16 protein-coding genes are annotated in these 20,401 nt (G+C 71.8%); 7 read left to right on the plus strand and 9 right to left on the minus strand.

Annotation, left to right across the window (positions count from 1 at the left end; genetic code table 11):
• Positions 1-28 precede the first annotated feature (28 nt).
• The gene (locus tag ABZS51_RS34935) at positions 29-163 is read right to left on the minus strand and encodes a hypothetical protein (RefSeq protein ID WP_355450288.1); all 135 of its coding nucleotides are present in this window, start codon (positions 161-163) and stop codon (positions 29-31) included.
• Positions 156-1,178: a LacI family DNA-binding transcriptional regulator gene (locus tag ABZS51_RS34940; protein WP_310712726.1), complete on the minus strand. Its 1,023-nt coding sequence runs from the start codon at positions 1,176-1,178 to the stop codon at positions 156-158. Before ABZS51_RS34940 ends, ABZS51_RS34935 begins: the two co-directional genes overlap by 8 nt.
• Before the next feature lie 325 nt (positions 1,179-1,503).
• Here ABZS51_RS34940 and ABZS51_RS34945 point away from each other — a divergent pair, with 325 nt between their 5' ends.
• The 6 genes from ABZS51_RS34945 (at position 1,504) to ABZS51_RS34970 (ending at position 9,477) form a co-directional block, all read left to right on the plus strand.
• A complete protein-coding gene (locus tag ABZS51_RS34945) occupies positions 1,504-3,267 on the plus strand; it encodes an ABC transporter substrate-binding protein (protein WP_355450291.1) in 1,764 nt (587 codons plus the stop codon).
• Between the two features lie 64 nt (positions 3,268-3,331).
• Positions 3,332-4,327, plus strand: a complete 996-nt coding sequence (locus ABZS51_RS34950) for an ABC transporter permease (RefSeq protein WP_310712730.1) — start codon at positions 3,332-3,334, stop codon at positions 4,325-4,327.
• The gene (locus ABZS51_RS34955; protein WP_355450294.1) at positions 4,324-5,211 is read left to right on the plus strand and encodes an ABC transporter permease; all 888 of its coding nucleotides are present in this window, start codon (positions 4,324-4,326) and stop codon (positions 5,209-5,211) included. The genes ABZS51_RS34950 and ABZS51_RS34955 overlap by 4 nt, the downstream gene beginning before the upstream one ends.
• Positions 5,208-6,149 (plus strand): ABC transporter ATP-binding protein, encoded by a 942-nt coding sequence (locus ABZS51_RS34960; protein ID WP_355450297.1) that lies wholly within the window; start codon positions 5,208-5,210, stop codon positions 6,147-6,149. Before ABZS51_RS34955 ends, ABZS51_RS34960 begins: the two co-directional genes overlap by 4 nt.
• A complete protein-coding gene (locus ABZS51_RS34965) occupies positions 6,149-7,039 on the plus strand; it encodes an ATP-binding cassette domain-containing protein (protein ID WP_355450300.1) in 891 nt (296 codons plus the stop codon). Before ABZS51_RS34960 ends, ABZS51_RS34965 begins: the two co-directional genes overlap by 1 nt.
• Complete coding sequence (locus tag ABZS51_RS34970; RefSeq protein WP_355450303.1) at positions 7,036-9,477, plus strand: glycoside hydrolase family 2 protein; 2,442 nt, start codon at positions 7,036-7,038, stop codon at positions 9,475-9,477. The genes ABZS51_RS34965 and ABZS51_RS34970 overlap by 4 nt, the downstream gene beginning before the upstream one ends.
• On the opposite strand, the gene nirD is transcribed toward ABZS51_RS34970, so the two are convergent.
• The 6 genes from nirD to ABZS51_RS35000 form a co-directional block, all read right to left on the minus strand.
• Complete coding sequence (gene nirD / locus ABZS51_RS34975) at positions 9,448-9,858, minus strand: nitrite reductase small subunit NirD (RefSeq protein WP_310712738.1); 411 nt, start codon at positions 9,856-9,858, stop codon at positions 9,448-9,450. The genes ABZS51_RS34970 and nirD overlap by 30 nt on opposite strands.
• Positions 9,855-12,290 carry a nitrite reductase large subunit NirB gene (nirB, locus tag ABZS51_RS34980; protein ID WP_355450307.1) on the minus strand — a complete coding sequence of 812 codons (2,436 nt, stop codon included), beginning with the start codon at positions 12,288-12,290 and terminating at the stop codon, positions 9,855-9,857. The genes nirD and nirB overlap by 4 nt, the downstream gene beginning before the upstream one ends.
• Positions 12,287-13,684, minus strand: coding sequence for an FAD-dependent oxidoreductase (locus ABZS51_RS34985; protein ID WP_310712742.1), 1,398 nt, complete (start codon positions 13,682-13,684; stop codon positions 12,287-12,289). Before ABZS51_RS34985 ends, nirB begins: the two co-directional genes overlap by 4 nt.
• A complete protein-coding gene (locus ABZS51_RS34990; protein WP_355450311.1) occupies positions 13,681-15,705 on the minus strand; it encodes a molybdopterin-dependent oxidoreductase in 2,025 nt (674 codons plus the stop codon). The genes ABZS51_RS34985 and ABZS51_RS34990 overlap by 4 nt, the downstream gene beginning before the upstream one ends.
• A 3-nt stretch (positions 15,706-15,708) precedes the next feature.
• A complete protein-coding gene (locus ABZS51_RS34995) occupies positions 15,709-17,019 on the minus strand; it encodes an MFS transporter (protein ID WP_355450314.1) in 1,311 nt (436 codons plus the stop codon).
• Between the two features lie 548 nt (positions 17,020-17,567).
• Positions 17,568-18,188, minus strand: a complete 621-nt coding sequence (locus ABZS51_RS35000; RefSeq protein WP_355450317.1) for a TetR family transcriptional regulator — start codon at positions 18,186-18,188, stop codon at positions 17,568-17,570.
• A 124-nt stretch (positions 18,189-18,312) separates the two neighbouring features.
• Between ABZS51_RS35000 and ABZS51_RS35005 the strand changes: the two genes are divergently transcribed.
• Positions 18,313-19,305, plus strand: a complete 993-nt coding sequence (locus ABZS51_RS35005; RefSeq protein WP_355450320.1) for an aldo/keto reductase — start codon at positions 18,313-18,315, stop codon at positions 19,303-19,305.
• 54 nt (positions 19,306-19,359) lie between these two features.
• Here the strand turns inward: ABZS51_RS35005 and ABZS51_RS35010 are convergent, their stop codons facing one another.
• Positions 19,360-20,190, minus strand: a complete 831-nt coding sequence (locus ABZS51_RS35010; protein ID WP_355450323.1) for an AraC family transcriptional regulator — start codon at positions 20,188-20,190, stop codon at positions 19,360-19,362.
• Positions 20,191-20,401: the final 211 nt, after the last annotated feature.

Below are 20,401 nucleotides of genomic sequence, written 5' to 3' on the forward strand. Positions count from 1 at the left end.
TGAGATGGGGTGCCCCGGCGCCCGCGGGTCATTCGCCGCCGTAGAGCCTCTCCAGCCCGACCAGCTCGACGGTGCTGTCGCGGCCGGCGGCCCGGCGGAGGTCGTCGGTGAAGCCCGCGCCGCTGAAGCACAGGAGCCGCACGTTGCCCGGCGACTTATCCAAGGGGTGGGGGAGGGGCGGTGCTGCCGCGGGGGACGAGGCGGGCGGGCTCGTCGCGTACGTCCTCGACCAGCTCGCCCGCGATCAGCGACAGCAGCGCGCGCGCCGCGTGGGCGCCGTAGGCGGGGATGTCGCGGGTGAGGGCGCTCAGCGCCGGCCGGACGATCTGGGAGAGCGGCGAGTCGTCCCAGGCCACGATCGACAGGTCACCGGGCACGTCGAGCCGCATCTCCTGGGCCGCCGACATGCCGGCGACCGCCATGATGTCGTTGTCGTAGACGATCGCCGTCGGCCGGGTGGGCGAGCCGACGAGGCGGCGCGTGGCGCGGGCGCCCTCGCCGCCGCTGTAGTCGGTGTGCATGACCGTGTGGCACTCCAGCCCCAGCTCCTCGCACACGGCCGTGAACGCCTGGTCGCGCAGCACGGTGTGGACCAGCTCGGGCAGCCCGGCCACCCGGGCGACGCGGCGGTGGCCGAGCGCCGCGAGGTACTCGACGGTCTCGCGGACGGCCGCGGCGTCGTCGGACCAGACCGGCGTCAGCGAGCCCGCCTCCGAGGGGTGGCCGATCACCACGGCGGGCAGGCCCAGCTCCTCCAGCGCCGTCACGCGCGGGTCGTCGAAGCGCAGGTCGACGAGGATCGCGCCGTCCACCCGCCGCTCGCCCCACCAGCGCCGGTGGACCTCCGCCTCCTGCTCGGGCGTGGCGGCCACCTGCAGCATCAGCGCGTACGAGCGGTCCGCCAGCTCGCCCTCGATGCCGCTGATCAGCTCCATGAAGAACGGCTCCACGCCGAGGACGCGCGCCGGGCGGCACAGGGTCAGCCCCACCGAGTGGGCCTGCGCCCCGCTCAGCGCCCGCGCCGCGCTGTTGGGCCGCCAGCCGATCTCCTCGGCGATGGCCTTGATCGTGGCGCGCCTGGCCTCCGACACCCCCGGCCGGTCGTTCAGCGCGTACGAGACCGCCACCTTGGACACGCCCGCCCGGCGCGCGATGTCGGCGATCGTCGGCCGCTTCACCGAACCCCCTGGAGAACCGCCGAGTGAACCGGTTAGCCACTCGTGCAGACGAACCTTACTACCGCGCCGCGAGGTTGGCACGGCCAGGGTTCGGTACCCGGACGGGCGTCGGCAGATGGGGTCTTGACGCGGCGGCCACGTCACTTTACGTTCGCGTTACTTACCCGGTTCAGTGGGAGCGCTCTCAACGGCCGGGCGGTGCCCGCGTCCGCGTGCCCGCCCTCCGTGGCGACCGCTGGCCCGGCCACACGGCGACTCCTGAGCCGCCATCTCGGGGCTGAGACAGACGGTCGAGCCTCCGCCGCGGCGGGGGAAGGAGAGACAGATGCGAAAGCGGGCGCGGATCCTCGTTCCGCTCCTGGCGGTGGGCCTGGCCTCCGCCGCGTGCTCCGGCGGAGGCCCCGTGGTCGGCCCGACGGGCGGCACGTCCGGCTCCCAGGGCGCCACCGCGGCGAACCCCGGGAACCCCGGGGCGCTGCCCCGCAACGAAACCCTCTACACCACCGGCTCCCAGTGGGGGCCGCCCGCCAACTTCAACCCCATCCGCGAGTGGGACCACGCGACCGGCACCAAGGGCCTGGTCTACGAGACGCTCTTCCACTACGACCCGAACGCCGCCAAGCTCGTCCCCTGGCTGGCCGAGAGCGGCTCCTGGACCAGCCCGACCGTGTACGAGACCAAGATCCGCTCCGGTGTGAAGTGGTCCGACGGCAAGCCGCTGACGGCCAAGGACGTCGCCTTCTCCTACGGGCTCGGCAAGATGGCGACGAGCCCGTACCACAACCTGTGGGACTGGCTGAAGAGCGCCGAGGCCGTCGACGACCGGACCGTGCGCTTCACCTTCTCCACCGCCAACTACCAGGAGTGGGACTTCCACCTCTACAGCCGCGCGATCGTGCCCGAGCACCTGTGGTCCGGCCGGTCGGAGGAGGACGTCCTCAACGGCGTCAACAACGATCCCGTCGGCACCGGCGCCTACCGCTACCAGAGCCACGACCAGGACCGCGTCGTCTGGGTGCGGCGCGACGACTGGTGGGGCAAGAGCGCTCTCAACGTGGAGCCCAAGCCCCGCTACATCGTCGACGTGGTCTCGCCCAGCAACGAGGTGGCCATGGGCATGCTGCTGCAGAAGGGCCTCGACCTGAGCAACAACTTCCTGCCCGGCGTGGCCAACCTGGTCAAGGGTAACTTCGGCCTCGTCACCTACTACGACCAGCCGCCGTACATGCTGTCGGCCAACACCGCCTGGCTGGTGCCCAACACCCGCAAGAAGCCCATGGACGACCCAGCCTTCCGCAGGGCTCTCGCCACCTCCGTCGACACCAAGAAGATCGTCGAGGGCGTGTACGGCAACCTGGTGAAGGCCGCCGGCCCGACCGGGCTGCTGCCGCAGTGGGAGCAGTTCGTGGACCAGTCCGTGGTGAGCCAGAGCGGCTTCACCTTCGACACCGCCAAGGCCAGGAAGACGCTCGCCGACGCCGGCTACCGCGACCGCGACGGCGACGGGCTGGTGGAGAACAAGGACGGCTCCAAGATCAAGCTGACCCTCATCGTGCCCACCGGCTGGACCGACTGGATGGAGGCCGCCCGGGCCATCTCCACCAGCGCCAAGGCCGCCGGCATCGAGGTCACCCCCGACTTCCCCGACTTCAACGCCCTGGTGGAGAAGCGCGGCAAGGGCGACTTCGACCTGCTGCTCAACAACGAGCGGCAACTGTCCAACACGCCGTGGACCTACTACGACTACATCTTCCAGCTCCCCGTCCAGAAGACGCAGAACACCGTCAACTTCGGCCGGTACGAGAACAAGCAGGCCTGGCAGCTCGTGCAGCAGCTCGACCAGGTCAGGACCGACGACGTCGCCGGCATGAAGAAGATCACCTCGCAGCTCCAGAAGATCCACCTGGAGGAGCTGCCGGTCATCCCGCTCTGGTACAACGGCCTGTGGGCCCAGTCCAGCACCAGCGTGTGGAAGAACTGGCCGTCGGCCAAGCCGGGCGCCCCCAAGTCGGCGCCCGTCATGTGGCACAACTGGCTGGAGCTCGGCGGCTTCGAGACCCTCACCCAGATCCAGCCCGCCGCCTCCTGACGGCCGCCTCCCCACGACCGCGCTCCTCCTCCCCCTCGGGAGGAGGAGCCTCTGGAGCCCCCACGTGCGTCGTTACTTCGGCAGGAAACTGCTCGTCTACGCGCTGACCTTCGTGGTCGCCGTCACCGTCAACTGGATGATCCCGCGCTTCATGCCCGGCGACCCCGTGGCCGGCATGCTGGCCCGCGCCGGCGTCTCCCAGCCCGCCGCCGTCGAGGCCATGCGGGTCTACTACACCGACCTGTTCGGCCTGGACCGGCCGTTGTGGCAGCAGTACGCGAGCTTCTGGGGCACCCTGCTCCGTGGCGACTTCGGCATCAGCATCTGGCTGTTCCCCACCCCGGTCAGCACGGTCATCCTGCGCGCCGTGCCGTACACGCTGGGGCTGATGGTGCCGGCCGTGCTGCTGAGCTGGGTCGCCGGCAACCGGCTCGGCGCCTTCGCGGCTCGGCGCCGGCTGCTCGACAACACCGTCCTGCCCCTCGGGTACGTGCTGACGGCCACGCCGTACATGTGGCTGGCCGTGATCCTCGCCTGGGGGTTCGGCGTCGTCGCCGGCTGGTTCCCCGTGGCCGGCGGCTACAGCTTCTCCCTCCAGCCGACCCTGACCGCCGGCTTCCTGCTCGACCTGCTGCACCACTGGGTGCTGCCGTTCCTGTCGCTGTTCCTCGTCGCGCTCGGCGGCTGGGCGATCGGCATGCGCAACATGATCATCTACGAGCTGGAGTCCGACTACGCGTCCTACCTGGCCGCGCTCGGCGCCCCCGCCCGGCTGATCCGCCGCTACGCCTTCCGCAACGCCGTACTGCCGCAGATCACCGGGCTGGCCCTGCAGCTCGGCGTGCTCGTGGCCGGCGCGCTCGTCACCGAGATCGTCTTCTCCTATCCCGGGCTGGGCAGCCTCATCCTCAAGGCCATCCAGAACCACGACTTCTTCCTCCTGCAGGGCACGTTCATGTTCATCGTGATCGGGGTGCTCGTGGCCAACTTCGTCATCGACATCGTGTACGTCGTCGTCGATCCCCGTACCCGCGCCGGGATGGCGGGTGCGCGGGCATGACGGCGACCCTCACCGAGACCGGGCCCGAGCCGCGCGTGGTGCGGCGCGAGGCCCTGCACTTCGCCGTCCGCAACGGCAAGCTCGTCGCCGGCTTCACCGTCGTGCTGGTGCTGCTGCTGGCCGGCCTGCTCGGGCCGCTCCTGCTGGGCTCGGCCCCGCCGAACGAGTACGTCGCCGCGCCCATGCTGCCGCCCTCGTCGGAGCACTGGTTCGGCACCACCACCTTCGGCCAGGACGTCTTCACCCAGTTCGTCCACGGCCTGCGCACCACCTTCGCGGTCGGGGCGCTCGGCGGCGGCATCGCCGCGGTGATCGCGATGGTCGTCGGCTTCGCCGCCGGCTACCGGGGCGGGCTGCTGGACGAGGCGCTGACCATGCTCACCAACGTCGTGCTGGTCATCCCGACGCTCGCGGTGCTGCTCATCATCAACGCCTACCTCGGCATCCGCAGCGTCGCCGTGCAGGCCCTGTTCATCGGGCTCACCTCCTGGCCGTGGGCGGCCCGCGCGATCCGGGCGCAGACGTTCTCCCTGCGTACCCGGGACTTCGTGGACCTGGCCCGGCTCAGCGGGCTCCGCACGGGCCGGATCATCGCGCGGGAGATCGCGCCGAACATGAGCTCCTACCTGTTCATGACGTTCATCCTGCTGTTCGGCGGCTCCATCCTCATCGCCTCCTCGCTCGACTTCATCGGCCTCGGCCCCACCGAGGGCGTCTCGCTCGGGCTGATGCTGCAGAACGCCACCCAGTGGAGCGCCCTGCAGCTCGGCCTGTGGTGGTGGTTCGTGCCGCCCGGCGCGGCGATCACCGCCGTCGTCGGCGCCCTGTACGTCGCCAACGTCGGCCTCGACGAGGTCTTCAACCCGAAGCTGAGGACGACATGAGCCTGACGGTCACCGACCTGCGGGTCTTCTACCAGACCCTCCGGGGCGAGGTACGGGCCCTCGACGGCGTGTCGTTCTCCGTGGCCGACGGGGAGATCCTCGGCCTGGCCGGCGAGTCCGGCTGCGGCAAGACCACGCTGGGCAAGAGCCTCATCCGGCTGGACAGCCGCATGCGCCACGCCGGAGGCACGGTCGAGCTGGACGGCCGGGAGCTGCCCATCGGCGACGACCGGGCCATGAACGCCTTCCGCTTCCGCGAGGTGTCGCTCATCCCGCAGTACTCGATGAGCGCGCTCAACCCCACCCGCAAGATCGGCCGCATGGTCGCCGAGTTGCTGCGCTCCCGCGGCGAGACCCTCGACCGGGAGCGGCTGGAGTCGCGCCTCGACCTGGTCGGGCTGCCGCGCGAGGTGCTCGACCGCTACCCGATCGAGCTGTCCGGCGGCATGAAGCAGCGCGTCGTCATGGTCGTCTCGACCCTGCTCGACCCGTCGCTGCTGGTCGCCGACGAGATCACCTCCGCGCTCGACGTCTCCACCCAGAAGGCCGTCGCGCGGGCGCTGCTCGGCTTCCGCGACGGCGGCCACGTCGGCAGCATGCTCTTCATCACCCACGACCTCGCGCTCACCTCGCACATCGCCGACACGATCATGGTGATGTACGCGGGCAGGATCGCCGAGAAGGCGCCGGCCAAGGTGATGATCGCGCAGCCGCGCCACCCGTACACCCGGCTGCTCATCGACGCGCTGCCCGAGGTGGGCGCCCGCCACGCCGGCAGGCGGCTGACCGGCATCGCCGGCAGCCCGCCCTCCCTGCTCGACCCGCCGCCCGGCTGCCGTTTCCGCGACCGCTGCCCCCTCGCCGACGACGGCTGCGCCGAGCAGCCGCCGGTCGTCGAGGTCGAACCCGGCCACCACGTGGCCTGCTGGAAGGCCTGATGCTCACACTCGACAACGTCACCAAGGTCTACAAGGTCGGTGCCCTCGGCGGGAAGGCGGTGACCGCCGTGGACCGCGTCAGCTTCGACGTCCAGGCCGGCGAGGTGGTCTCGCTGATCGGCGAGAGCGGCAGCGGCAAGTCCACGATCGGCCGCATGATCCTCGGCCTCACCTCCGTCACCGGCGGCGCCATCACCGTCGCCGGGACCCCCGTCACGCCCGGCCGCGACTACTACCGGTCCGTGCAGGGGGTCTTCCAGGACCCGTTCAGCTGCTACAACCCGGTCTTCAAGGCCGACCGGGTGTTCCGGCTGATCAAGGAGACGTACCATCCGGCCGTGCCCGAGGACGAGTGGGCCGAACGGGTCCGCTCGGCCGTGCGCGACGTCCGGCTCAACCCCGGGGAGGTCCTCGGCAAGTACCCCCACCAGCTCAGCGGCGGCCAGCTCCAGCGCATGCTCATCGCCCGCGCGCTGCTGCTGGACCTCAAGCTGCTCGTCGCCGACGAGATCACCAGCATGCTCGACGCGTCCACCCGCGTCGACGTGCTCAACCTGCTGGCCGACCTCAAGGCCCGCGGCCTGGCCGTGCTGTACGTCACGCACGACCTCGCCCTCGGCACCTACCTCGCCGAGCGGACCGTCGTGCTGTGGCGCGGCTCGGTCGTCGAGCGGGGCCCGACCGAGCAGGTGTTCGGCGACCCCCTCCACCCCTACACCCGCCGGCTGCTGTCGGCCGTGCCCCGGCTGCACGCCCCCTGGGAGGACGCGCCCGAGGTGCGATCCTGCCTCTACCACGAGAAGGGCGCCACGGGCGGCCTGGCGGAGGCCACGCCGGGCCACTTCGTGGCCTGCGCCCGGCTCAGCGACTGCCAAGGAGACCTTTCTTGACCGCGTACCACCCGCTGTCCGACGGCTGGACCCTGCGTCCCGCCCTCACCGGCGGCTCCCTCCCTCCGGCGGTCTCCGGCGCCGGAGCCGTACCCGCCACCGTGCCCGGCTGCGTCCACACGGACCTGCTGGCCGCGGGCCTCATCGACGACCCCTACCTCGACGACAACGAGAACCGCCTCGGCTGGATCGGCGACACCGCCTGGACCTACGCCACCACGTTCACCTGGGCCCCGGACGGGCACGACCGCACCGACCTGGTCTGCGAGGGGCTGGACACCGTCGCCACCGTCACCCTCAACGGGGTCCGTCTCGGCGCCACCGCCAACCAGCACCGCTCCTACCGCTTCCCGGTGCGGCACCTGCTGCGCGAGGGCGCCAACACGCTGGAGGTCCGCTTCGACCCGGCCCCCGCCTACGCCGAGGCGTGGCGGGCCGCCCTGGGCGAGCGGCCCGGCGCATACGAGGCGCCGTACCCGTTCGTCCGCAAGGCCGCCTGCAACTTCGGCTGGGACTGGGGCCCGGCCCTCGTGACGGCCGGCATCTGGCGGCCCGTCGGGCTGGAGAGCTGGAGCGGCGCCCGCCTGGCCGAGGTCCGCCCCGTCGTCCGCGTCACCCCTTCGGGGGAGCGCGGGGAGCGGGGCGAGCACGGCGAGGTGGAGGTCCACGTCCGGGTCGAGCGGGCCACGGAGGCGCCGCTGGTGGTGACCGCCGAGGTCGCCGGGACCACCGTGGAGGTCCCCGTCCCCGCCGGGCGGCGCCGCGCCGTCGTGCGCGTGCCGGTGGCCGAGCCGCTGCTGTGGTGGCCGCGCGGCCACGGCGCGCAGCACCGCTACGACCTGACCGTCCGCCTGGGCGACGCGTCCGGGCGGGACGCCGGGGAGTGGCGGCGGAAGATCGGGTTCCGGACCGTCGAGCTCGAACGGGAGGCGTTCCGGCTGTCCGTCAACGGCGTGCCGGTGTTCGTGCGCGGCGTCAACTGGATCCCCGACGACTGCTTCCCCGCCCGCGTCACCCGCGACCGCCTGGCCGGGCGGTTCGCGCAGGCCACCGGCGCCGGGGTCAACCTGCTGCGCGTCTGGGGCGGCGGCCTGTACGAGAGCGAGGACTTCTACGACCTGGCCGGCGAGCTGGGCCTCATGGTGTGGCAGGACTTCCCGTTCGCCTGCGCCTCCTACCCGGAGGAGGAGCCGTTCCGCACCGAGGTGGAGGCCGAGGCCCGCGAGAACGTCACCCGCCTGGCCCCCCACCCCAGCCTCGTCCTGTGGTGCGGCAACAACGAGAACCTGGAGGGCCACGCCGACTGGGGCTGGCCCGAGCGCCTGGAGGGCCGTACCTGGGGGGCCGGCTTCTACCACGACCTGCTGCCGTCGATCGTCGCCGAGCTCGACCCCGGCCGCCCGTACTGGCCGGGCAGCCCCTACTCGGGGTCGCCCGAGCTGCCGCCCAACGACCCGGCGGCCGGCACCATCCACATCTGGGACGTGTGGAACCGCGAGGACTACACCCGCTACGCCGCCTACACCCCGCGCTTCGTCGCCGAGTTCGGCTTCCAGGGTCCGGCGGCGTACGCGACCATGCGCCGCGCCATCGGCGGCGAGCTGACCCCCGACGCCCCGCTCGTCCTGCACCACCAGAAGGCCGACGACGGCAACGGCAAGCTGCTGCGCGGCCTCGGCGACCACCTGCCGCGGCCCGCCACGTTCGACGCCTGGCACTACCTCACCCAGCTCAACCAGGCACGGGCCGTCGCCTACGGCATCGAGCGGTTCCGCGCGCTCGCCCCGCACTGCTCCGGCACGATCCTCTGGCAGCTCAACGACTGCTGGCCGGTCACCTCCTGGGCCGCGGTGGACGGCGACGGCCGGCGCAAGCCCCTGTGGTACGCGCTGCGCCGCGTCTACGGCGACCGGCTGCTGGCCCTGCGGGACGGCGAGGCCGCCGTCGTCAACGACACGGACCGGCCCTGGCGGGGCGAGCTGCTGCTCGTACGGCACGGTCTCGGCGGCGAGCCGCTGGCCAAGGAGTCCGTCCCGGTGGAGGTGGCGCCCCGCTCGGCCGCGCGGATCCCGCTGCCCCCGCCCGTGGCGGTTCCCGGCGACCCGCGGCGCGAGCTGCTGGTCGCCCGGCTCGGGGAGGCGCGCACCGTGGCGTTCTTCGCCGAGGACACCGCCGTCGACTTCCCGCCGGCCGCCTACGAGGCGCGCGCCGAGCCGGTCGAGGGCGGCTACCGGGTCACGGTCACCGCCCGGACGGTGCTGCGCGAGCTCGCGCTGTTCCCCGACCGGCTGGACCCCGCCGCCTCGGTGGACGACATGCTCGTCACCCTGCTGCCGGGGGAGTCGGCCACGTTCACCGTGGCGACCGGTCAGGAGCTGAACCCCGGCGACCTGACCGGCCACCCCGTCCTACGGTGCGTCAACGAGAGCGCGCCCTGACGCCGCCTCCAGCACCTTGAGCGGGCCGGTCTGCTCCGGCAGGCCGGCCCGCGCGCCGACCTCCACCCGGCCGTCCACCACCCGGGCCGGGTACGTCGGCACCGCGACGCCCGGCTCGTCCAGGCAGAGGCCGGTGACGAGGGAGAACACCTGCTTGTGCAGCGGAGAGGCCACCGTCGGCTCGCCGCCCCGCGTGCCGACGATGCCCCGGGAGAGCACGCAGGCGCCGCTGAACGGGTCGCGGTTGCCGATCGCGTACACGGCGCCGTCGAAGGTACGGAAGAGGGCCACCTGCTCGCCGTCCACCAGAGCGCACACGCCGCGCTCCGGCAGCAGTACGGGGTAGTCGCACACGGTCGTCCAGCTCATGAGAACAGTCACGGGGTCACCACCATCGGCTTGATCTGGTCACGTTCGCGGTCGAAGACGATCGAGGGGTCGGGGACGCCGGGGGCGTTGACGAAGCTGACGAAACGGCTCAGCTTCTCCGGGTCCTCGATGGTGGCGCGCCACTCGTCCTGGTACGTGGTCACGTGGTGCGCCATCTGGGCGTCCAGCTCGGCGCACAGCCCCAGCGAGTCGTTCACGATCACGTCGCGGACGTGGTCGAGACCGCCCTCGATGGACTCGACCCAGGCGGCGGTGCGCTGGAGCCGGTCGGCCGTGCGGATGTAGTACATGACGAACCGGTCGATGGTCCTGATCAGCTCGTCGGTGGACAGGTCGGAGGCGAACAGGTCGGCGTGGCGGGGCTTGAAGCCGCCGTTGCCGCCGACGTACAGGTTCCAGCCCTGCTCGGTGGCGATGATGCCGAAGTCCTTCGAGCGGGCCTCGGCGCACTCGCGGGCGCAGCCCGACACCGCCGACTTCAGCTTGTGCGGCGCCCGCAGGCCGCGGTAGCGCAGTTCCAGGGCGATGGCCAGGCCCACCGAGTCCTGTACGCCGTAGCGGCACCAGGTGGAGCCGACGCACGACTTGACCGTGCGCAGCGCCTTGCCGTACGCGTGGCCCGACTCGAACCCGGCGTCGACGAGCCGCTTCCAGATTTCCGGGAGCTGCTCCACGCGGGCGCCGAACAGGTCGATCCGCTGCCCGCCGGTGATCTTGGTGTAGAGGCCGAAGTCGCGGGCCACCTCACCGATCACGATGAGCTTGTCCGGCGTGATCTCGCCGCCCGGGATGCGCGGCACGACCGAGTAGGTGCCGTTCTTCTGGATGTTGGCCAGATACGCGTCGTTGGTGTCCTGCAGCGCCGCCCGCTCGCCCTCCAGCACGTGCCCGTTGTGCAGCGAGGCCAGGATGGAGGCCACCGTGGGCTTGCAGATGTCGCAGCCGCGCCCGGTCCCGTGGTTGGCGATCAGCTCGGAGAACGTCGTGACGCCGCGCACGCGGATGATGTCGAACAGCTCGGCCCGCGAGTACGTGAAGTGCTCGCACAAGGCCTTGCTGATCTCGACGCCCGACTTCTCCAGGAGCTGCTTGAGCATCGGCACGCAGCTTCCGCACGTGGTGCCGGCCCGGGTGCACGCCTTGACGCCGGGGACGTCGGTCACGCCCTTGTCGGCGATGGCCATGCGGACCGCGCCCGCGCTCACGTTGTTGCAGGAGCAGACCTGCGCGTCGTCGGGCAGGTCGAGCCCGGCCGCCCCCGCCCCGGTGAACAGCAGGTCGGCGGGCGCGGCGGGCAGGGCCTTGCCGACGAACGGCCGCAGCGTCGCGTACGGCGAGGCGTCGCCGACGCAGATGCCGCCGAGCAGCGTCCGCGCGTCGTCGCTGATGAACAGCTTCTTGTAGACGCCGCCCACCGGGTCCATGTAGGTGACGTCGAGCGCTCCGCTCATCGCGCCGAACTGCGCCACCTCGACGCCCAGCAGCTTGAGCTTGGTCGACAGGTCGGCCCCCTCGAAGCCGGCCGTCCCGCCGAGCACGCGGTCGGCGGCCACCTCGGCCATCGTGTTGCACGGCCCGACCAGGCCGTACACCTGGCCGCCGGCCAGCGCGCACTCGCCGATCGCGTAGATGGCCGGGTCGGAGGTGCGCATGCCCTCGTCGACCACGATGCCGCCGCGCTCGCCCACGTCGAGCCCGCTGGCGCGGGCCAGCTCGTCGCGCGGCCTGATCCCCGCCGAGAAGACGACGATCTGCGCGTCGAGCAGCGTGCCGTCGGGCTTGCGCAGGCCGGTGACCCGCCCGCCGGCGTCGGTGACGATCTCCTGGACGCCCGCCCCGGCGTGGACGCTCAGCCCCAGCCCCTCGATGTGCCCCTTCAGCACCGAGCCGCCGCCCTCGTCCACCTGGCGCGGCATCAGCCACGGGCTCATCTCGACGATGTGCGTGCGCAGGCCGAGGCCGCGCAGCGCGTCGGCCGCCTCCAGGCCGAGCAGACCGCCGCCGACGACCACGCCCTCCGACGCCCCCTCCGACGCCTCGCGGATCGCGTCGAGGTCGTCGATGGTGCGGTAGACGAAGGCGTGCTCCGCGCCCGGCACCGGCGGCACGAACGGCGCCGACCCGGTGGCCAGCACCAGCACCTCGTACGGAACGGTCGCGCCGTCGGCCGTGGTGACCACGCGCGCCTCCCGGTCGATTTCGGTGACGCGGGTCCCCAGGCGGGTCTCGACCCCCTCGGGCACCTCGTAGGTGAGCTCCTCCATGCTCGTCCCGGTCAGGTACGAGGTCAGCGCCACCCGGTCGTAGGCCGGGCGGGGCTCCTCGCCGATGACCGTGATCCGGCCGTCGAAGCCCCGCTCGCGCAGCGCCTCGACGAACCGGTGGGCGGTGGGCCCGTATCCCGCGACGACGACTCCGGTCATGCCGAAACCCCTTCCTGCTCACACAGCCAGCCGACGATGCCCTCGACCGCGTCGCGGCAGGTGCCGCAGCCGGTCGTGGCCCTCGTCGCCGCCGCTATCCCGGCCACGTCCCGCGCGCCGGCTTCCCAGCACGCCCGGATCTGGCCCTTGGTCACGTTGTTGCACTGGCACACCTTGGCCGCGTCCGGCATCAGCGTCGGGCTGTCGGCCACGTGCGCCGCCGACGACAGGCCGGGGAACAGCAGCCCCGCCCGGTCGCCCGGCAGGGCGCCGCCCCGGTCGAAGAGCTGCGTCACCGTCCCGACCGCGTCGCTCTCGCCCAGCAGGATCGCGCCCACCAGCCGCCCGTCACGGATGACGAGCTTGCGGTAGGTGCCGCGGGCCCGGTGGCTGAAGCGCACCACCTCGGCGTGCTCCTCGGTGAGCTGCGTCTCGCCCATCGCGGCCAGCTCCACGCTCTTGGCCTTCAGCCGGGTCACCAGCCGCGAGCCGCGGTAGAGGGCCTTGCCGCCGGTGATGACGTCGGCCGCCACCGTGGCCTGCTCCCAGGCGGGCGCCACCAGGCCGTACACGGTGCCGTCGTGCTCGGCGCACTCGCCGATGGCGAAGATCGACGGGTCGTCGGTGCGCATCTCGTCGTCCACGACGACGCCGCGCCGCACCTCCAGCCCGGCGTCGGCGGCCAGGCCCGTGACCGGGCGGACGCCGCAGGCCAGGACCACGAGGTCGCCCTCGACCAGCTCGCCGCCGGCCAGGGCGACGCCGTCCTCTCGCACCGCCTCGGCGCTCACGCCGGTGCGGATGTCCACGCCCAGCCCGGCCAGCGTCTCGCCGAGCACCTGCCCGGCCTCCACGTCGAGCTGGCGCTCCATGAGGTGGCCGGCCAGGTGCAGCAGCGTCACGGGCAGGCCACGCCCCGCCAGGCCGCGGGCGGCCTCGATGCCGAGCAGCCCGCCGCCGATGACCACGGCGCGCCGGCTGTGCTCGGCGGCCTTCAGGATGCGCCCGCAGTCGTCCAGCGTGCGGAACGGGATCGCCCGCTCCACGCCGGGCAGCCGGGGCACGATCGCCTCGCTGCCGGTGGCCAGCACGAGCACGTCGTACGGCACGCGGCGCCCGTCCTCGGTGATCACCGAGCGGGTGTCCCGGTCGAGGCACGTGACGGCGCTGCCGAACGCCGCCTCCACCCGGTGCGCGGCGTACCACGCCGGGTCCACCAGGCGCACCTGGTCGGGCCGGGTGGTCCCGGCGAGCACGTTGGACAGCAGCACCCTGTTGTACGGCTGGGACGTCTCGGCGCCGAGCACCGTGACCGTGATGTGCGGGTCACGTGCCCGCACCTCGCTGACCAGGCGTGAGCCGGCCATGCCGTTCCCTACGACGACGAGTCTCATGCGACCCTCTCCACTTTGACGGCGCACACCTTGAACTCAGGCATCCGGGAGACGGGATCGAGCGCGGGGTTGGTCAGGCGGTTGGCGCCCTCCCAGTGGAACGGCATGAACACCGTGTCGCGCCTGATCGCGTCGCTGATCCTGACCACTGCCTGGCTGTCGCCCCGCCGGCTGCTGACCCGCACCATGTCTCCCGCGCTGATCTCCAGCTCGCCGGCGAGGTCCGGGTGGAGCTCCACGAAGGGCTCGGGCGCCGCCTCGGCCAGCGGGGCGATGCGCCGGGTCTGGGCGCCGCTCTGGTACTGGGCGAGCACGCGGCCGGTCGTGAGGTAGAGGGGGTAGTCCTCGTCGATCTCCTCGGCGGCGGGGCGGTGCTCGACCGCGACGAACCGGGCCCGGCCGTCCGGGGTGGCGAACCGGTCGAGGAACGGCCGCGGCGTGCCCGGGTGCTCGGGGGTGGGGCAGGGCCAGAAGACGCCCTTCTCCCGCTCGATCCGCTCGTACGTGATGCCCGCGTAGTCGGCGATCCCGCCCGCGCTGGCCCGGCGCAGCTCGTCGAACACCTCGCGCGGATCGGCGGAGTAGGCGTGGCCGAACCGCTTGGCCAGGCCCTGCAGGAGCTCCAGGTCGCTGCGGACCCCGTCGGGCGGGGCGACGGCCTGGCGGCGCAGCAGCACCCGGCCCTCCAGGTTCGTCATGGTGCCGGTCTCCTCCGCCCACTGCGTGACGGGGAAGACGACGTCGGCCATGGCGGCGGTCTCCGACAGCACGACGTCGGCCACCACCAGCAGGTCGAGGGCGCGCAGCCGGTCGGTGACGTGCCCGGAGCGGGGCGCCGACACCACCGGGTTGGAGCCGAACAGCAGCAGCGCCCGCGGCCCCTCCGGGGTGCCGAGCGCGTCCAGCAGCTCGTAGGCCGAGCGGCCGGCGCCGGGCAGGTCCTCGGGGGACACCCCCCACACGCGGGCGACGTGCTCGCGGGCCGCCGGGTCGTCGATCTTGCGGTAGCCGGGGAGCTGGTCGGCCTTCTGGCCGTGCTCGCGGCCGCCCTGGCCGTTGCCCTGCCCGGTCAGGCAGCCGTACCCGGAGCCGGGCCGGCCGGGCAGGCCCAGCGCGAGCGCCAGGTTGATGAACGCGGTGACGGTGTCGGTGCCCTTGGCGTGCTGCTCGGCGCCGCGGCCGGTGAGCACGACGCCCCGCTGCGCCGAGGCCAGCGCCCGGACGGCCTGCCGCATGCGGGGCACCGGCACGCCGGTGATCCGCTCGACCCGCTCCGGCCACCAGGAGGAGAGCGAGGTGCGCACCGCCTCGAAGCCGGAGGTGCGGGCGGCGACGTACTCCTCGTCCACGAGCCCGTCGGCGATGGCCAGGTGCAGCAGGCCGAGCGCCAGCGCGAGGTCGGTGCCGGGGGTGGGCTGCAGGTGCAGCCAGGCGAGCTTGGCGGTCGCCGTGCGGCGCGGGTCGATGACGATGAGCCGCGGCCCGTCCAGGTGCCGGACGAACGGCGGCATGGTCTCGGCCACGTTGCCGCCGGCCAGCAGCACGACGTCGGCCTGCGCGAGGTCCGTGATCGGGAACGGCATCCCGCGGTCCATGCCGAACGCCCGGTTGGAGGCGGCCGCGGCCGACGACATGCAGAAGCGGCCGTTGTAGTCGATCTGACTGGTGCCCAGCACCACCCGGGCGAACTTGCCGAGCTGGTAGGCCTTCTCGTTGGTCAGCCCGCCGCCGCCGAACACGGCCACGCCGTCGGGGCCGTGCTCGGCGCGGATCTCGGAGAGCCGGCCGGCCACGTGGTCGAGGGCGGTCTCCCACGAGACGGGCCTGCCGTGCAGCAGCGGGCTGGTCAGGCGCTCGCCGCCGGTGAGCAGCTCGGCCGCGGTCCACCCCTTCTGGCACAGGGCGCCGCCGGCGTTGGCCGGGATGTCGGTCCTGGGACTGATCACCGCCTCGGCGGTGATCGCCATCCCGCACTGCAGGGCGCAGTACGGGCAGTGGCTCAGCACGGGAAGCTCGATCATGTCTCAGACCCTGGCGTGGGCGAGGCTGGCGACGCGCGAGACGCCGACGGTCCGGGTGTAGCACCACCAGGTCAGGACGAAGCAGGACACGTAGAAGGCGCCGAAGGCGGCCAGTGCCGTCGCCGGGCTGCCGGTCTGCGCGAACGACATGCCGAACGCCCGGTTGATGAGGAACCCGCCGAGCGCGCCGACCGCGGAGATGATGCCGATCGCCGCCGACGCCTGCCGCTTGCCGTACAGGAGAGCCTCCTCGCCCTCGCCGCGCTCGGCGACCGCCTTGGCCTGGAAGATCGCGGGGATCATCCGGTACGTCGAGCCGTTGCCGATGCCCGCGGTGATGAACAGCGTCTGGAAGGCCAGGAAGAACGGCCAGAACGCGCCCGAGTCGACGGCGAGCCAGACCAGCGTGACGCCCACGCCCATGCCGGCGAAGTTCCACAGCGTGACCGGAGCGCCGCCGAGGCGGTCGGCCAGCCAGCCGCCGACGGGCCGGATGAGGGAGCCGACCAGCGGCCCGGCGAAGGCCACCGCCGCCCACGGGGAGTCCGGGAACAGGCTCTTGGCCAGCAGCGGGAACGCCGTCGAGTAGCCGATGAACGAGCCGAACGTGCCGATGTAGAGGAACGACATGATCCAGGTCTGCGCCCGTCCGGCGACGGCGAGCTGCTCGCGGGGGCTGGCCTTGGCGGTGCTCAGGTTGTCCATGAAGAACCAGGCGCAGCCGGCGGCCACCAGGATGAACGGCACCCAGAACCAGCCGGCCGCGGCCAGCCCGAGCCCGCCGATCACCAGCGGCATGACGAGCTGCACGGAGCTGACGCCGATGTTGCCGCCGGCCGCGTTGAGGCCGAGGGCGACGCCCTGCTTGGAGCGGGGGTAGAAGTAGGTGATGTTGGCCATGCTGGAGGCGAAGTTGCCGCCGCCGACCCCGGCCAGCGCCGCGATCACCAGGAACAGCCAGTACGGCGTGCCCGGGTTGTTCACCGCCACCCCGAGGAGCACCGCCGGGATGAGCAGCATGAGCGCGCTGAAGGTGGTGAAGGTACGCCCGCCGAACCTGGCCGGGCCGAACGTGTAGGGCACCCGCAGCGCCGAACCGATCAGGTTCGGCAGCGCCACCAGCCAGAAGAGCTGGTCGGTGGAGAAGTCGTAGACGCCCATCCTGGTCGCCACGATGCTCCAGAGCGTCCACACGGTGAAGCCGAGATGCTCGGCGAAGATCGAGAAGATGAGGTTCCGCCGTGCGATCCTCTTCCCTCTGGTCTCCCAGAAGGTCTCGTCATCGGGGTGCCATTCGGCGAGCCACCGCGCCATCATCTCCTCCTACGCTCGGTCTTTCTGGCTGCGAGCCTAGGAAGGGCGGGTTACGCACTCTGACGGTCCGTGGCGGTGCTCCGGTTACGTGTGTCGCACGCCTGTAACAAAGCGCACACATGGGTAACGAGCGAAACACGGCCGCAACAATCGCCATGTGAGAACTAAGGGGTCCGGGGGCCGGAGGACTCAGGGTCCGGCAGGACCAGCGTCGCCAGAGCCGCGCGTGAGGCTTACGGCCGCCGAGGTCTGGCGCTGATCGGTCTTACCGACCGCGCTCGTTGGATCCACGTCCTGACCTTGGCATTCACGTCGTGGACATGTGTGGGACGTGTCGTCACGCTGTTCGCATCCGGTCATGCTCGGGGATGGGCAATCCGATGCGCGGCAGATTCGCTGAATCGTCTCGTCCAGCGAGGACTCTTGAGGAATCAGTGCTTCCTCGGGCGGGCCGAGCCGGTCGTCCTGGACGTACCACCCGGGCGCTGATTCGTCAGCAGGATGCGCCCATTGGTGAGTGGCAAGGGCCGCCGCCGGTCCGGGGGATGTCAGCGCGCTCGAGGGAAAAGCCGCTCGACAGCGGTCACCACCGCGGCGCGGCGGGCGGCGATGGTGGGGTCCACGGCGTGTGCGGCGGCGGCCTCGCTGTGTTCGGGTTGCGACGCCCAGGTCGTGGCGATCTGGTTGACCAGGGCGAGGACGTCGGCCGGGTCCCAGGCGGGGTCGAGCTGTCCAGCCTGTTGCGCCTGGCGGAGCTGGTCGATTTTGCGGGCGATCAATGCCTGGGCGGGATCGTCGGCAGCGGCTGTGGTGCCCGGCAGTTCGAGGCGGCCCCAGGTGATCAGGCGGTAGTGGTCCGGACGGGCGACGAAGTAGTCGAACAGGCGGCCCGCGTAGCCAGGGAGGTCGGAGGGGTCCATCTGGGTGGCCTCGGCGATGACGACGTGCTCCCGTGCAGCGACGTCGGCATAGAGCGCATCTTTGCCGCGGAAGTAGGCGTAGACGCGTTCTTTGCTGGTCCTGGCGAGTTTGGCGATGCGGTCCACGCGGGCGCCGGCGATGCCGTGGCGGGCGAACTCCTCCATGGCAGCGGCAAGGACGCGCTCGCGCGTGGTGTCGCCGGCGGCGGCGGGCGCTGCGGTCTGGCCGGAGTCGCGGGACTGGGGCATGGCCCCAGGATAGAGCACCGAACCGTTTGGTTTGGCATTCCGGCGATCGGCGCATAGAGTCAAACAGAACAGTTCGGTTTGACCTCTGCGGGTGAAGCCGGCGAACCACTGAGGGAGTGAACTCATGCAGCACCGCAATCTGGGCTCTCAGGGTCTGCGCGTCTCGGCGCTCGGCCTGGGGATCATGGGCATGTCCATGGCCTACGGCGCCTCGAACGACGACGAGGGCATCGCGACCATCCGCCGCGCCCACGAACTCGGGATCGACTTCTTCGACACCGCCGAGCTGTACGGCGCCGGTACCGGCAGCAACGAGATCCTCCTGGGCGAGGCGGTCAAGGACTTCCGCGACGAGGTGGTCCTCGCCACCAAGTTCGGCTTCGACATGACCGCCCAGCTGCTCAGCCCCGGCTTCGACAGCCGCCCGGAAAACATCCGCAAGGTCGCCGAGAACAGCCTGCGCTACCTGCAGAGCGACCACATCGACCTCTTCTACCAGCACATCTCCGACCCCGCCGTTCCGGTCGAGGAGGTCGCCGGCGTGGTCGGCGAACTGATCGCCGAGGGCAAGGTGAAGTACTTCGGCCTGAGCAACGTCGGCCCCCAGTACATTCGCCGCGCCCACGCCGTCACCCCGGTCTCCGTGCTCCAGTACGAGTACTCGCTCTTCGAGCGGGAGGTGGAGGAGAAGATCCTTCCCGTTCTGCGGGAACTCGGCATCGGCCTGGTGCCCTACTCCCCGCTCGGCCGCGGCTTCCTCGCCGGCCAGGTCAAGCCCGCGAGCGAGTACGCCGCGGACGACATGCGCAGCTGGGACGAGCGTTGGCAAGGCGAGAACTACACGTACAACGTGCACGCCATCGAACAGCTCAAGAATCTGGCCGACACCAGGGGCATCACTACCGCCCAGCTCGCGCTGGCCTGGCTGCTCGCCCAGGGCGAGGACATCGCGCCCATTCCCGGCACCCGCAGCACCAAGCGCCTTGAGGAGAACGCCGGCGCCGTCGACGTCCAGCTCTCGGCCGCCGATCTGGCCCGCATCACTGAGATCCTTCCCCACGGCTCGGCAGGCAGCCGCTACCCCGCTGCGATGCTGTCCAGCTTCACCACAGACTGACCACGCCGGGAGTCATCGCCTCCTGACGGGCAAGGGGCCTCCGCCGCGTTTCCGTCACGCGTCGGTCCTCACTGCGCGGGCCGCGAAGGCGGCCGGGGTGAGGCCGGTGCGGTCGCGGAAGAAGCGGCCGAAGTTCGCGAGGTCGGTGAAGCCGAGGTGGACGGCCACGGCCCGGGCATCCCACCGGGCAGCTCCCAGCAGGCGCCGGGCTTCCAGCAGGCGCCGCTCGTCGATGAGCTCGCGTACTCCCTTGCCGGTGGCGTCCCGCGCGGCGCGGCTGAGGGTGCGGACCGAGCAGCCGAGCAACTCGGCGTAGTCCACGGCTTGGTGCAGCTCGCGAAAGTGCAGCTCCAAGGCGTCCAGGAAGCGTCCGTACCGGTCGGCGCGGCCGGTGCCGGCCGTGGCCGTGCCGATCGGGGCGATGCCCGGGGAGGTGGCCAGGCGCAGCAGCAGCGATTCGAGCAGGCTGCGCCGCAGGGCGTGGTGGATGTCGAGGGGGCGCCGCCCCAGTGCGCGGTGTTCGTCCAGGAGCTGGAGTGCCGTCTGCTGGAGCCAGGCGGCGTCGTCGGGGTGCGGGCTGAGCACGGCAGGGGCCTCGTGCGCGGTGAGCGGGGCCAGGAGACGGGAGAGGTCGGGCCGCAGCACGTCCGGTTTGAACAGGATGAACGGGCCGCGGGCCGCGCCGGGCGGATGCCAGCACTGCACGTGCCCGGGACGCACCCACAGCCACTGGCCGGGGGCGACGGTCCGCGTGACGTGGTCGACGTCGTGCCGCAGCTCACCCTCGGTGATCGCGATGAGGTAGTGGAAGGTGGCACGGCCCGGACGGGGCGGGTTCCACGGCCAGTCGTCATGCTGGGCGAAGAAGTCCTCGACGGTACTCACCTCAAGGCCGTACGGGGTACCGACCGGGGGCTGGAAAGCGAACAGCGGAACCGCAGCTGGTCCGGCCTGCCTGCTCGCTCCGGAGTGTCGCTTGCCGACCATCATGTGTCCGCAGCCTACCGCCCTTCTGCTCGGCTGCGGCGGAAGGATGGACGTGCCACCGCGCCCGCGCGGTGCACCCTCCGCGTCCTTCGATGCCACAGTCCGTCAC

The sequence above is a fragment of the Nonomuraea sp. NPDC005501 genome, assembly GCF_040605905.1.
In the GTDB taxonomy this organism is placed as follows: Bacteria; Actinomycetota; Actinomycetes; order Streptosporangiales; family Streptosporangiaceae; genus Nonomuraea.

Excerpts from the sequence above, each read along its gene's own strand:
- ABZS51_RS34945 (WP_355450291.1), top strand. The coding sequence starts at position 1,504 with ATGCGAAAGCGGGCGCGGATCCTCGTTCCGCTCCTGGCGGTGGGCCTG.
- ABZS51_RS34955 (WP_355450294.1), top strand. The coding sequence starts at position 4,324 with ATGACGGCGACCCTCACCGAGACCGGGCCCGAGCCGCGCGTGGTGCGG.
- ABZS51_RS34960 (WP_355450297.1), top strand. The coding sequence starts at position 5,208 with ATGAGCCTGACGGTCACCGACCTGCGGGTCTTCTACCAGACCCTCCGG.
- ABZS51_RS34965 (WP_355450300.1), top strand. The coding sequence starts at position 6,149 with ATGCTCACACTCGACAACGTCACCAAGGTCTACAAGGTCGGTGCCCTC.
- nirB (WP_355450307.1), bottom strand. The coding sequence starts at position 12,290 with ATGACCGGAGTCGTCGTCGCGGGATACGGGCCCACCGCCCACCGGTTC.
- ABZS51_RS34985 (WP_310712742.1), bottom strand. The coding sequence starts at position 13,684 with ATGAGACTCGTCGTCGTAGGGAACGGCATGGCCGGCTCACGCCTGGTC.
- ABZS51_RS34990 (WP_355450311.1), bottom strand. The coding sequence starts at position 15,705 with ATGATCGAGCTTCCCGTGCTGAGCCACTGCCCGTACTGCGCCCTGCAG.
- ABZS51_RS34995 (WP_355450314.1), bottom strand. The coding sequence starts at position 17,019 with ATGGCGCGGTGGCTCGCCGAATGGCACCCCGATGACGAGACCTTCTGG.
- ABZS51_RS35000 (WP_355450317.1), bottom strand. The coding sequence starts at position 18,188 with ATGCCCCAGTCCCGCGACTCCGGCCAGACCGCAGCGCCCGCCGCCGCC.
- ABZS51_RS35005 (WP_355450320.1), top strand. The coding sequence starts at position 18,313 with ATGCAGCACCGCAATCTGGGCTCTCAGGGTCTGCGCGTCTCGGCGCTC.